Origin of the sequence: Tunturibacter gelidoferens (genome assembly GCF_040358255.1) — a bacterium.
GTDB lineage: Bacteria > Acidobacteriota > Terriglobia > Terriglobales > Acidobacteriaceae > Edaphobacter > Edaphobacter gelidiferens.
The window spans coordinates 3,400,371-3,413,284 of sequence record NZ_CP132938.1 but is presented as its reverse complement, the minus strand read 5'-3'; the positions used below and the strand labels follow the sequence as shown (position 1 = coordinate 3,413,284).

Below are 12,914 nucleotides of genomic sequence, written 5' to 3'. Positions count from 1 at the left end.
CAGCAAGGTGCAATCAATTACCCTTAACGGCAAAGAAAATACGAAGAGAAGAAACTCCCATCTGACTCCCGGTACCCTGTTTAGTGCGTCCTTTTCGATACTCTTGAGTCGCCATTCGTGCCGTAGAGTCAACAACATAGGTTAGGCGGGGGTCGCTCATAACCCAAAGGTCGTAGGTTCAAATCCTACCCCCGCAACCATTTAGGGGTTTAGGACCCCACAGAACCCCACTTTAGTGTGGGGTTCCCTGTTTAACCTGCTTCTTCGAGCCTTCCTTTCGAGGGCAAAACCATCTGAACAACCTTGGTATTGGCTGATCGTTTGGACAGCATCTGGGCATTTCCATACGTGTTCATGGTCGTGCTTACCTGAGCATGGCGCATCAGCTTTTGCTGCACCCCGACAGGCGCACCAGCGTCATCCAAAAACGATCTGTATGCGTGTCGGAAGGTATGCCAGCCAATGTCCTTCTCAAGCTTCGCCTTTCTGCCAGCAGCACGGATGTAGTCCCGGCCGATAGGTGAAGCATGGTACAGCTTGCCAGTGTTTGGGTTTGGGAAGACCCAGTTCCCTTCACTCTTTGGACAGCGTTGTTGCCAATCGAGCATGACTTCAGCGAAAGCGGAGTCCAACGGGAGTAGATCCTCGCTATATTCCGTCTTCACATCACTAATGCGACCATGAACCACGCCCCGAACAACTTCTAGAGTCAGGCTCCGAAAATCGAAGTCTGACCATTTAAGAGCCAGAACCTCGCTGACTCTCAACCCTAAGCACATGGCAACCCGCACCATCTGTTTATACGGTTCTTCTAGCTGTTCAACCACGGAATGGTATTGCTGCACTGTGAGGATAGGGGAGTTTTCCTGCGCTTGCTGACCCCTCTAATCACGACAAGGCCGATAGGGTTCCTGGCGAGGGGCACCAGTTCCCAGAACATCGCCCTTTCCATTAAGCGATACATCATCGACTTGATGTTTCCTTTGGTCTTAGGAGACAGTGAGACCAGCTGAGTCGTGCTGTTGTCATATGGCTTCGGAAGCTTGGTGAGCGACCTCAACCATTCATCTACAGCAGCGGGCTTGACCTCTGTTAGCAGCGTGTCACTCCATCTTGGACGGATGTACTGGTTGAGGCTCGTTAGGTACCCGACGCGAATGAGATTGAATCGAGCCACGACTCGACGGCTACGGTCAGGGGCGCGTCTATCTTTGGGCCAACTGGGGCAGCAGTCAGGTTGCTAACCGTGGAACGAACTGGGCGTTCTCGTACAGCAGTCCAAACGACGCCACATCGTGGAGTCCGCTCATGCCATTTCCCACACCGGAGATAAGTTTAACGGACCAGGATGGATTCCCTCACAACGTAATCAGCGCAGCGCAACTGCCAACGGGACTGTTGCAGGTGTTCTATCTGGGTGTTTCGGGAACCGTGCACACCTGCTGGCAGCAATCGAGCCAAAACCCCCAACTCGTGGACGTCCTGGCAAAACTTCTAATGTCAAATTTCCGAGCTAATGTAGCCTTCCCTGGTGACAGACAATCGCTCTCCGAACCAATTGGGTCATGATCCGCAGAAGCGGGTTTTGTTGCCAAACCGCCACGGCACTCATCGACGATCAGGCGCCTATGGAAGAGGATGAGGGCGTGGTCCCGGGATGGGTAGGCAAAGGACGGGTCTCAGTCGCTTGTGAGCCACAAGACTGAAGATATCCGTCATTGTTCTTACAGGGCAGGACAGGGTTTTCTCAGTTGCCGTTCTTTTGTACACCAGTCCGGGACATGGAAATGAGCCAGTCTGGACGGATATCCGCAAGCGCAAATCCATCAGCTCTACAGAGGTGTAGTGTCGCTATGCTCTCCACACTTCACTTGGGGCTCGAGCCGGGGCGGCTGCCGCCACCGCTTGAACCTCCAGATGCTGAAGCGGCTCCGCTGTGCGACAGCGGGGTTGTCTGCGACGAAGACCCTGTGTAAGGCCCCGGTCGCGACGCGGAAGGGAAAGACGAATTGTCGCTTGAGACAGGCGATCCGGCCTTCAGAATTACTGGCCCAACGTTCGCCCCATGGTCGGACCCGCCCGTCGATAGAGAAGGCGAAGAAGCATACACTGGCATGCTTGCGGATCCATGCTGCTCAACATGATTCGAAATCTTGCTCAGGTCCCCAAGCGATCCCCTCGGAACCCCCAACCCTGCTGAGTTCTTTTGAAACACAAAGTTTCCTGGCTTGTCTTCTTTGGAAAAAACTATCGGCTTGTCACCAGCGAGCACCAGCGAAGATGGAGATGCGCCGTCTCCAGGCTTTTGCGGAACAGCAGGCCGCAGCGGCGAGCGCACAGGATTTTGAGCGAGTGTACCAGCCGTCTGCCCACTAGTGACCACTATGTTGTTCAACCCGTTCCAAACGCCGCCCGGCTGCCAGCCCCAACCGTACCCCGGGTAGAAGGACCACGTGCCCGAATGATACGGCAGCCATCCCCATGGATAGGGCGAGACCCAGGAGTAGCCCGCCCCGGGATACAGAGCCCACACCCCGTTTTGATAGGGATTCCAGCCTGCGCTGACAAGATAAGGCTGCCAGAAACTACCATACCCCCCACCGTTGATAAAGCTCCCATAGTAGTTGAGGTCGCTTAGACCATACGAGGATCCTGAACCGGCGAATGTATTGGCTCGCGAATATCGTGCGTGGTAGTCGTTCGAATCCTTATCCCAAGCGTCATAGGGACCCTGATCAATCTTCTTGGCGACAGTCACCTGATCGGCGCCTAGCGTCAGCGATTGTTTCTTGTTGACCAGAGTTGTCTCCGAACCGCGCTCCACCGTGACGTTCCCGTTGAAGACTGACAGGACCGTCTTCTCCCCCTCGACTGTCACCCGCAGATGTGTTGCAGGCGCAACCGTCATTTTCCTGCCGCAAGCCCAGAGCAGAAACTCATTGCCCTTGGTGCTTTCGAGATTCACATAGACTGTCCCCCTTACCACGTTAACCGTTGAGGCTTTTGTCCCAGAACTGCGCAGCGCCAGCAGCGGGAACTCGACCAGCGAATTTGGGGCTAAATGCAAAGTGCTGTTGTCTTCGAACTCCACCTCCGCGTAACCCTCGGCCGTTCGGAGTTTCTCGCCTTCGACAATAGGCATATTTGGCATCGTCGCCTCAAAGCCATTGCCAGTCTTGCGATCCAGTTGCAGCGTGCCTTTCACATCGCTCAGTCGGACGATCCTCACATGCGAATCGCCTGGAAGCGCCCCGTTGCTGTCCCTCGCGACTTTCGCCTCCGGCACAGCACGTGAAATGGCAGTTTCACTAGCCTGTGTCCCAACCACTCCACTTTGCGCTCCTGCCGCAACGCAGACCACCATCGGAAACGCCATTGCGAGGAGTAACCGGCATCCGGATCGGATCTTCATAAACTGCCTCCAAACCCACACCATTTGCATCAACAGATGTCGGAAAGTATACGTCCGCACGGCCCGCAATAGCTTCATCATTCTTCAAAGGAAGCTGCACTTTTCAATGCGGGAGCACATGTCGAATTCCCGCATGAGCTAAGCACAGCAAAATCCAACAATGGAGCAAGGGAGGTAATCCCCAGAATGAGCGAAAGATCATGATTGGATTGCATCGATTTAGTGCAGCTTATGGGATCTCGATGATCGCTCGGAAGTTCTCCAATGAAATACGGACGGAGGATTCAGTCGAATAAGCAACTGGGATGGAACCGATCACCAAGAGGGTAGGATTGCTTAATGTCTTTGGAGAAACTCGTTCTATGTGGCTGCGCTTGGTCTCCGCTTTTTTTCTCGTGTTAAGTCTTATGCCTTTTGGCTCGTTCGCGCAATCGTCAAAGCAGCTTCCTTATCTGGATTCCTACCTTTCCAACGATGAGCGAGTCAACGACCTCGTGTCACGCATGACACTCGACGAGAAAGTCGCTCAACTCATCAACACTGCGCCAGCAATCCCACGTCTTAATCTTCCTGCCTATGACTATTGGAGTGAAGGTCTTCATGGCGTTGCCCGTTCCGGATACGCCACACTCTTTCCTCAGGCTATCGGTATGGCCGCCACGTGGGACGCTCCACTCATACACCAGATCTCAACAGCCATATCCATCGAAGCACGCGCTAAATACAACGAAGCCGTACGCCTTAACATTCATTCCATTTACTACGGTCTCACTATCTGGTCGCCGAATATCAATATCTTCCGCGATCCGAGGTGGGGCCGCGGCCAGGAAACTTACGGGGAAGATCCCTTCCTTACCGGGCGTCTGGGCGTAGCGTTCGTCGAAGGTCTACAGGGAGATAATCCAGATTATTTGAGGGCAATCGCTACTCCTAAGCACTACGCCGTACACAGCGGTCCAGAATCCACACGTCACAGCGCCAACGTTGATCCCTCACCTCACGATCTGTGGGATACCTATCTTCCCGCCTTCCGGGCCACCATTACCGAAGCCAAAGCCGCTTCGATCATGTGCGCCTATAACTCGATCAACGACTATCCTGCCTGCGCAAACAAGTACCTCCTCCAAAGCATTCTTCGCGACGACTGGTCCTTCAAAGGCTTCGTCACCTCTGATTGCGGGGCCATCGACGACTTCTATGAAATGACCGCACATCATACCTCGCCGAGCAAGGAGGCAGCAGCTGTCGCAGGCATTGAAGCCGGCACAGACACAAACTGCGGCGATACCTATCTCGCCCTCACCGAAGCTCTGAAAAAACATCTCATTAGCGAATTGCAAATCGATGTTTCCCTCAAGCGGCTGCTCCTTGCGCGCTACCGCCTCGGCCTTTTCGATGACGCTTTCAAGGTTCCTTATGCTGCAATTCCCTTCTCTGAAGTGAACTCCCCCTCCCACAAAGAAGTGGCTAAAACCGCGGCCAGGGAGTCAATGGTGCTACTAAAGAACGACTCTTCTTTTCTACCGCTCAACCTGAACACTCGCACAATTGCCGTTGTAGGACCTAATGCGGCTTCTTTGGCGGCCATAGAAGGCAACTACAACGCAATTGCCGAAGACGCGAAACTTCCGGTGGACGCCATCGCCGCTGAGTTTAGAAACTCAAGGATTCTCTACGCTCAGGGCTCGCCGTACGCAGACCAGGTGCCTCTGCCTATTCCTCGCACCGTCTTTCATCCCAGCAAATCAGCCACAGAAAACGGACTAAAGGGTGAGTACTTTTCCGGGGACATCTTTGAAGGTAACCCTGTAACGACCCGTATTGACAAAGCAATTGACTTCGATTGGAACTCCGCCTCACCGACGCCCGGTGTGCCCTCCAACAGCTTTGCCGTCCGCTGGAGCGGAACCATCACAGCCCCTCAAACGGGGGACCTTTCGCTCACTATGCACTTTGGTGACTGCTATCCCTGCACGGGACATGAGCAATTTAAGATCTTTGTCGATGGAAAACTCATTGCAGGTGACTCTCTGTCAGGGAGTAACTCGAATTCGGATTTGCACTTTCGGTTGAATTTCGTGGACACCGATCCACATGACTTTAAGGTCGAGTACATTCATCATGCTCCCCTCCGTGGCGCAGACCTCTCACTCGAGTGGACCCCACAGTCTTCCTATCTACGAAAAGAAGCCGTCGCTATCGCTCAGAAATCTGAAGTCATTGTTGCGTTTGTAGGTTTATCTCCCAATCTTGAGGGTGAAGAGATGCCTCTCCATGTCGAAGGTTTCTCGGGCGGAGACCGCACCGACATCAAGCTTCCCGCTGCGCAGCAAGAACTTCTGGAAGCCCTCACGGCAACCGGCAAGCCGCTGGTGGTCGTTCTCATGAACGGGTCTGCTCTCTCCGTAAATTGGGCTCATGAGCATGCCAAAGCCATCCTCGAAGCCTGGTACCCCGGTGAAGCCGGATCGGAAGCAATTGCTGAAACACTAAGCGGGCAGAACAACCCCGGTGGGCGTCTTCCCGTGACCTTCTACGCTGGGGTCGAACAACTGCCCGCCTTTGATGACTATTCCATGGCCAACCGAACTTATCGTTACTTCAAGGGCAAACCGCTTTATGGTTTCGGGTATGGCCTTAGCTACACCACTTTTTCTTATCAAAACCTCAGGCTCTCTAGTTCAAACCTCAAGGCCGGTGACTCCCTTACAGCTGAAGCCGATGTAAAGAACACAGGCATTCGAGAGGGGGACGAAGTTGCGGAACTCTATCTGATATCACCTCACTCCTCGGTGTCCCCCAACCTTGCCCTCGCCGGTTTCACGCGCCTACACCTAAAACCCGGCGAGACGATGCATGTCACTTTTACTCTTGATTGTCGCATCCTTTCCCAAGTAGACGATAAGGGCAATCGAGCTGTTGTTCCTGGTAGTTATGTTGTTGCGGTAGGCGGAGCTCAACCTGCTGACAGCCGTCTTGTAAAAACCGCAGCCTTCAGCGTGCAAGGTACGCTAACGCTTCCACGCTAAATATGGATTTAGTAAGAAACCTATTGAGCGATTTGAGGTTACCGCACCTTCGTTTCATCCAGATTCGGAATCATCATCTTAGCAAACCTTGCTCCGAGCCGAACGCTTGTGGAGTTCACCGCCCAACGTGATCCTAACGTTCGCGTGCCTTGAGAGTTCTTGAGCGTCTGATTCCCAAATGAGCTCGTCACATAGACCGAGTCGATGAACGTGACCTTCCGTTGTAGGGTCGGACGTACAGTTTGTTCTCGACGAAACCGACCAGATCCACGTCGGCGTTCCATACGTCACCCCATCCTCTCGAAAAGGCGAGATATGCAGATCGTCCGTGCTAGCGATCCTCTTCAGCTCCTCTTCAGTCTAGGTTCTCATGCTCCTCTCCCCTTGTCGCTCCCTCGCGGTGACTCTTCAGTGAGGATTGTTCGAATGGGCCGGAAAGCCTGACCATGAGTCAAGCCGGCGTCTTGGTCCTAACGCCCCTTAGTTGACCGGATGCAGGTTCGATCCCTGCCGCGTCCACCACTTTGTCTTCTCAAATATCAAGCGATCCAAAGAGACAATAAACCTGATCAGCTGTTTCTTGATAATCTAATCGAACGCTTAATGTTCGGTGTCTGTACTTGCCTCTGCGTGGCGAGGTGCGAAGGTGCTCCAGCGGTACGCCTCTTTTTCGTTAGCGTCCGGCTTCGCCGTCCATAGCGTGGCGCTAATTCCATTTAGGTCGTACACGATCTTTCCATCCTTGATGGTGAGCTCACAGACAAGCTTCTGGTTGCCATCGAGGCGCTTGTCCACCATGTCGGTGAATCCGAACTTTCCCTTTTCCAGACGAAGCACCGCGATGTCCGCAATCGAGCCTTCAGAGAGATTCCCGAGCTCTTCATGGCGAATCTCCCGGGCAGGATGAGAGGTCATTTCCGCAACGACCTCCTTGAGAGGCACGCCCACGGCCATGATCTTATCGGCAACGTTCAGCTCGTCTTTCATAGCCGCGTTCATACTGGTGATGTGTAAATCGGTCGAAATGGAATCGGGGATAAATCCATCCTTGATCATAGGAACTGCGAGCGACCACTTGAAGCTGCCACCTCCTTGGCCAACGTCGAAGTAGATACCACGCTTGCGACCCTCGATGAGAGCTTTGCTCGGACCCAGCGTGACGGGATCCTGCTCATGGCGAAGGCCAGAGTACATGTGGGTGTATATATCGCCAGGACGAAGCTTCTGGGTCATTAGATCGAGAATCGGACGACTTGGGCGATCGACACCGAAGTCAACCATAACGGGAATGTTTGCGCGGATCCCGGCGATAACAGCCTGCTCGACTGGCGTCCATTCTGGGCCTTCAAAGTGTGCGGTCTTGATTCCGACGATCGTGTCGGGATACTTGAGAGCCATCGCCGCGGTTGCCACTCCGTCCATGTCAGCGGTGTTCTGTTCGTACTTACCCCCGCGCATTCCTGAACCGACGATATTGAGCATCGCAAAGACTCTAGTCTTCGAACGATCGATGATGCGGTCCTTGAAGTCTTCGAAGTTACGCCAGCCAGAGCAACCCGCGTCGACCACGGTCGTTACGCCCACACGGAAGGTGAAGCCATCCGGCGGAACGCTGTTGTCGCCGGCATAGGAGTTACGCTCACCCGTGCCCGCGTAGACATGAACGTGAAGGTCAATGAGTCCGGGGGTGACATACAGTCCCTTAACGTCAATGGTCTTTAGCGCATCGGTTCCGGGAATGTGCGCGGCAACCTTTGCAACTCGACCGTCTTTGATTGCGACGTCCATAATGGCGTCGAGGTGGTTCTTGTCATCGAGGACATGACCGTTGCTCAGTAGCAGATCGTAGGCCGGCAAAGCCTTTTGAGCCGATAAGCTGTCGCTTGTCGTGAGGATTAATGCGAGACAGGAAAGCGCTAAAACTTGTTTCCAGAAATACAAATTCATGACTCCCCAATCTATGCGTTGACCACGCAGACAAAGTTGGATGCGTGATACTCATTTGGTTTCTATGCTGGAATATGAAAGCTTTTCATGCTCGACGAGACGAACGTCAGACCCGAGTAGCCTTCCAGCTTGCGTCTCCGTACTCTCCCATACTGACAGTTCCAGAGACTGTATTGCCCTCAACCATTCCACGAAATGCCCACGGAATTGTGTTTCCGCTAACAGTCATATTGCTGTGTAACTCAAGCTGGTTGGCATGAATAGTACCTTTCAGATCGGCTTTGTAGAGTTCACCCTGCTGTCTACCCGTAAGCGTCTCTCCGCTTTGTTCAAGAACGAAGTGTTGCTCCCCGACTCCACGCGAATATTGAATCGCAATGGCCCACTTCCCATTTACTTGTGCAGGGGCTCCAGTCGGAATCACGGGATCTTCATAGTGGCCAGGTTTGGTAAGGCCTTCGTAGATCGCATCCGCGATGATGTGGTCTTCTCCGGGATCCATCATGTACGGCATGATAGTGATCGAACTGGCCATGTGAGCAGGGCGAGTGCCGGTGCCGCCATCGACAAGAATTCTTGGTGTACCCGCATCAAGACGCGTAACAAGCTCAGTACCCGTAATCTTCAAAACGTTTGCGTCCCACTTTATTCGGAGACGCGGTGAGCGGTTAGAGAGATCTTCCGGCTGCAGGTACTCGGTCGTTACCGAAGGAAGCCTCTTCACTCGTCTCTCGATGTACTGAAGCCAGGAGAGCCACTCCTGTTGTTCTGCCGCATGGTCGCGTTTGTACCATTGGCGCACCGCAGCCAGGAGGCCCATCACTTCTTCCTTGCTGCACTTATACGCACGACCGTAATTATGATGTGGCGCTGCCTGAAAGTAAGCCGCCCGGCACAGATCTTTCTGTCCGATAAGCATTCCGGAAGATTGTGGTCCGCGCATACACTTGCCTCCCGAGTAGCCGACTAGCGAAGCACCATGCTGAATATGGATGTTAGGAACAAGCGGCTCCTCAGCGGCGGCATCCACGAAGACGGGAACGCCCTTTTCCATTGCCATTGTGCAGATATTGGGGATACTCAGCGGGCCCTGCTCTGCATCAGGTCCGGATAGGATATAGATCATCGCAGTTCGCTCTGAAAGCTTGCTGCGAAGCTGCTCTGCGGAATTCACTTCAACGATCTCTACTCCCGTCATGCGAACGCCGAAGTCGTAAGGATTTCGGGAATGTTTAGGAATGATGACCTGATCGCGCGCCTTGATGTAAGGAAGTGCCTGAGACTTCTCCGGATCGGTTCCAGCGATACATGCAATCGTAGCGAGTGCAATGGCCGCTTCACATCCTGTCGTAGCAATCCCCCACTCCGCTCCTGTCAGCTGCCCCAGCTCTTTGCCGACAGCATCCATAAGCTCGTCGAGATGAACGAAGTAAAACGATGCATCGTACATCGCCTGTTTCACCTCAGGCATAGATCGTGAGCCACTGATAATGGTGAACGTGCCACGGCCGTTCACGATAGGACGTACGCCGATGCGGGTAAAGAGATTGTCGGTCTCTGTGCCTTCATGCGTAATCGTCTGTTGAGCAGATGCCTTTTGCTGCGCCATTGCAGCCAGAGGTGATATTGAAGTCACAGCTCCAAAAGCAGAGAGCATGCCAGACTGCTTGAGGACTTCCCGCCGTGACCACCGTGTCGTGCGAAAGAGTGACATATGAACCCGTTCCCTTTTTCCTGAAGTAAGACGTGTTTGTGAACGTGCCCTGATGACCTAGATCAAAGTTCAGATGTAGGCAATGAGGTCGATTTCTACAAGCGAATTTCCCGGAATGCCGCCGGCGGGCGCAATCGTAGTACGTACCGGAGGAATCTTGCCCCAGCGGCCCCCATAAACGGTGTTCATCTTTGCCCAGTCGTTGATGTCGTTGAGATACACGTTGACTTTGAGGACCTTCTCCATCGAAGAACCCGCTGCAGTCAGATTCTTATCAAGTTCATCAAGGACATGTTTCGTGTGTTCTTCAATTGTTCCTTGAAAGTGCGCTCCGACTCCCGCAAGAAAGAGAAGGTTGCCGTACGAAACGGCGCTTGAGAACAGCTGAGCTGGTTCTGAAGCTGGTTTGGCTGGATAGGATTTCTTCTCGAGCTTGCCGGTCACCTGTGCCTTCGTCGTCCCCGCAAGAGCCGCGCCTCCTGTTGCAATGACGGCGGCTTTGGCAGCGTTTTTGAGAAGGCCTCTTCTGGACTGCTTTTCCATGGCTGACTCCTTTTCTGTTGTTGGGCTGATCGAATGTAGCGTGTTGTTCAGACGTTTGGGTGAGAGAGGACTACACGAAGCTGGCGGCCAACAATCTCGGCCTCACCAGGCTGCAGCATCCAGGTTCCGACGACGATAGTGTTTTCGTTGGAGTGAGAGCCAAAACGGCCAGATGAACCGGTCGCAGGATTGAGTTCAATCCGAGGACGCTGTGCGCGAAGCCGCTCCTGGACCTGCTTTGGCGTGATGCCAACAACCTGCGGATCGTACGCGAGCATCAGATGCGGCACATGGTTGGCGATTTCAGGCACGAAGACCTCCGTCTTCATTGTGGGAATGTCCTTCACCTCGCGAACGATCACATCGGCACGGCGCGCATACTCGGCCTGGTCCGTCTCGTCGTTCTGCTCAAGCAGCCAGTCCACCGCAGCGACCATGCCGACGATCTGCTCCTTGGCAACCTTCATGCCGCGGCCCACAGCGTCTGAGTTTGGGTTGTTGCTCTCCATTGCCAAATCGATAAGATGCTTTTTGCCGAGTAGCAGCCCAGCATTTTGTGGACCGCGTATTCCCTTCCCGCCGGAGAAACAGACAAGGTCATAGCCCATGCCCGTGTACTTCCACAGATTCTCAATCGGAGGCATATCTGCTGCAGCATCCATATGGCAAGGCACGTTATATTGATGCGCAACCTCAAGCCAGGTCCGGCGATCGATCTCACCCCCTTCGGCTGAATTGAAGAAGTTCGTCATGATCGTCTTTGGAGAGAATGCACGCCTGTACTCGTCCACCGTTGTAACCTCGACGATGCGCACTCCACAGAGCAGCATCGCGTGGTCGTACTCATAGCGATGCGCTTTCTGAACGATCACTTCATTCTTCATGCCGCCGACACTCTCCGGAATCAGGTTAGCTGCAACACCGTTCGCGTTGGCGATGCAGGCTGCAGTTGCAAGCGTGAGTGCCGCAGAAGCCCCGGAACTCACGAGAGCTGCTTCGCATCGAAGCCGCTTGGCAATATATTCTCCCGAGGCTTTTTGCAGATCTTTCAACACAACGGGATGCAGAGCCGCCTGCGCGACAGCGTGCTGCACCTGCGGAGGCATAACTGCAGCAGTGAGATAGGTGTAGGTTCCGGCGGCGTTGATGATCTTCTCGACGCCGAGCTTTGCGTAGTAGTCATCCGCAGATTGCGCCTCAGAAGTGGTTGAGAGAGCGTTGGATTTCGACGGCAGGATTGATGCCGCACCCAGAACTGCCAGTGCGGCCTGTGACCAGCCAAGAAATCGTCTTCGCGTAAAAAGGTGTGAATCCTGTGCAGAGAGCGTCAACAAAGCCTCCAGTAGCAACATCGTTCTGTGAAGGTCGCATTATTAGATTCTGCCAAATTGGCGGACAGCCTCCGTAATGGAGTGAAACTTTTCGATAAAGGGATACATGGAGTGTTCGCTGTTATCCAGCTTCTGTGCGAGAACAAGAATGTCAGCGGCATGCTCACGCGGCACCACCACGACGCCATCCTGATCAGCAACAACGATATCGTTGGCAGCAACCGCGACGCCATCGCAAAGGATGGGAACGTTCACTCCCCCGAAGCGATAATGACTCACCGAGGTGGAGGGCACCGGTCCCGTGGAATAGACTGGAAAGCCGATGCGCTTGAGCTGCGGCAGATCGCGCACCCCTCCATCGACGACCGCGCCGGCGAACCCCCTGGCAAACATAGCGGTACCCATAAGTCCACCCATGCCGGCGATATCTGCCCCGTCTTCTACCTGCATGACATACACGGATCCAGCGCTGCCGGAGTCGATCGCCTGAAGCATCCCGGTCAACGCTGCGGGGTCGTGGTTCTCCTGTTTAGTCAGCTTGACGGTAAGCGCCGCACCGGCAAACTTCGTGGGAAACACTGCCTGCATGCGATGCGACATATACCGCTTTTCATGCAGCAGCTGTTCGATCGCGTCGGAAACAGAAGCAGCTTCGACATGACGATACGCGTCGATCATAGCCGCCGGGTCTGCGGCATATTCTGCTGAGGTCTTCTGCGCGTCGGCGTTCACCTTCTGCATAAGGGTAAGCACCGTACAACAAAGAAAAACGGCCGCAACCGTACCGGTGATGGGACGAATCCAACTGGTCTTGTTCGAGGTCATGATAGAAAACTCTCCTCCTCAAAATAATAGGCTTCGTATCTCAACTGTGATCCGATCTTTCCAGGTTTCCGGCTCTTCCTTCGATGAACTTCGTGCAGCAGACGGCGGCACTA

General features: G+C 53.9%; 9 protein-coding genes. 1 reads left to right on the top strand and 8 read right to left on the bottom strand.

The window, feature by feature from the left end:
• Window positions 1-251: 251 nt before the first annotated feature.
• Together RBB81_RS14990 and RBB81_RS14985 are read right to left on the bottom strand one after the other, a co-directional pair.
• Complete coding sequence (locus tag RBB81_RS14990) at window positions 252-794, bottom strand: tyrosine-type recombinase/integrase (protein WP_423248023.1); 543 nt, start codon at window positions 792-794, stop codon at window positions 252-254.
• Window positions 795-1,867: 1,073 nt separating this feature from the next.
• Window positions 1,868-3,412, bottom strand: a complete 1,545-nt coding sequence (locus RBB81_RS14985) for a DUF6600 domain-containing protein (RefSeq protein ID WP_353071205.1) — start codon at window positions 3,410-3,412, stop codon at window positions 1,868-1,870.
• Between the two features lie 305 nt (window positions 3,413-3,717).
• Here RBB81_RS14985 and RBB81_RS14980 point away from each other — a divergent pair, with 305 nt between their 5' ends.
• Window positions 3,718-6,441, top strand: coding sequence for a glycoside hydrolase family 3 C-terminal domain-containing protein (locus tag RBB81_RS14980; RefSeq protein ID WP_353071204.1), 2,724 nt, complete (start codon window positions 3,718-3,720; stop codon window positions 6,439-6,441).
• Window positions 6,442-6,519: 78 nt separating this feature from the next.
• Here the strand turns inward: RBB81_RS14980 and RBB81_RS14975 are convergent, their stop codons facing one another.
• From RBB81_RS14975 to RBB81_RS14950, 6 genes are all read right to left on the bottom strand, one after another.
• Window positions 6,520-6,756 carry a hypothetical protein gene (locus RBB81_RS14975; RefSeq protein ID WP_423248087.1) on the bottom strand — a complete coding sequence of 79 codons (237 nt, stop codon included), beginning with the start codon at window positions 6,754-6,756 and terminating at the stop codon, window positions 6,520-6,522.
• Window positions 6,757-7,041: 285 nt separating this feature from the next.
• Complete coding sequence (locus tag RBB81_RS14970) at window positions 7,042-8,298, bottom strand: amidohydrolase/deacetylase family metallohydrolase (protein WP_353071202.1); 1,257 nt, start codon at window positions 8,296-8,298, stop codon at window positions 7,042-7,044.
• Window positions 8,299-8,494: 196 nt separating this feature from the next.
• On the bottom strand, window positions 8,495-10,024 hold the full coding sequence (locus RBB81_RS14965; protein ID WP_353071201.1) for a Cys/Met metabolism pyridoxal-phosphate-dependent protein: 1,530 nt from the start codon (window positions 10,022-10,024) through the stop codon (window positions 8,495-8,497).
• Window positions 10,025-10,171: 147 nt separating this feature from the next.
• Window positions 10,172-10,645, bottom strand: coding sequence for a RidA family protein (locus RBB81_RS14960; RefSeq protein WP_353071200.1), 474 nt, complete (start codon window positions 10,643-10,645; stop codon window positions 10,172-10,174).
• A gap of 47 nt (window positions 10,646-10,692) precedes the next feature.
• Window positions 10,693-11,997 carry a selenocysteine synthase gene (locus tag RBB81_RS14955; RefSeq protein ID WP_423248022.1) on the bottom strand — a complete coding sequence of 435 codons (1,305 nt, stop codon included), beginning with the start codon at window positions 11,995-11,997 and terminating at the stop codon, window positions 10,693-10,695.
• Window positions 11,998-12,018: 21 nt separating this feature from the next.
• Window positions 12,019-12,801 (bottom strand): RraA family protein, encoded by a 783-nt coding sequence (locus RBB81_RS14950; RefSeq protein WP_257025505.1) that lies wholly within the window; start codon window positions 12,799-12,801, stop codon window positions 12,019-12,021.
• Between the last annotated feature and the right edge of the window lie 113 nt (window positions 12,802-12,914).

Bases quoted from the DNA above. Each gene is read 5' to 3' on its own strand.
- RBB81_RS14990 (WP_423248023.1), bottom strand. From the start codon at position 794: ATGGTGCGGGTTGCCATGTGCTTAGGGTTGAGAGTCAGCGAGGTTCTG.
- RBB81_RS14960 (WP_353071200.1), bottom strand. From the start codon at position 10,645: ATGGAAAAGCAGTCCAGAAGAGGCCTTCTCAAAAACGCTGCCAAAGCC.
- RBB81_RS14950 (WP_257025505.1), bottom strand. From the start codon at position 12,801: ATGACCTCGAACAAGACCAGTTGGATTCGTCCCATCACCGGTACGGTT.
- RBB81_RS14980 (WP_353071204.1), top strand. From the start codon at position 3,718: ATGGAACCGATCACCAAGAGGGTAGGATTGCTTAATGTCTTTGGAGAA.
- RBB81_RS14955 (WP_423248022.1), bottom strand. From the start codon at position 11,997: ATGTTGCTACTGGAGGCTTTGTTGACGCTCTCTGCACAGGATTCACAC.
- RBB81_RS14985 (WP_353071205.1), bottom strand. From the start codon at position 3,412: ATGAAGATCCGATCCGGATGCCGGTTACTCCTCGCAATGGCGTTTCCG.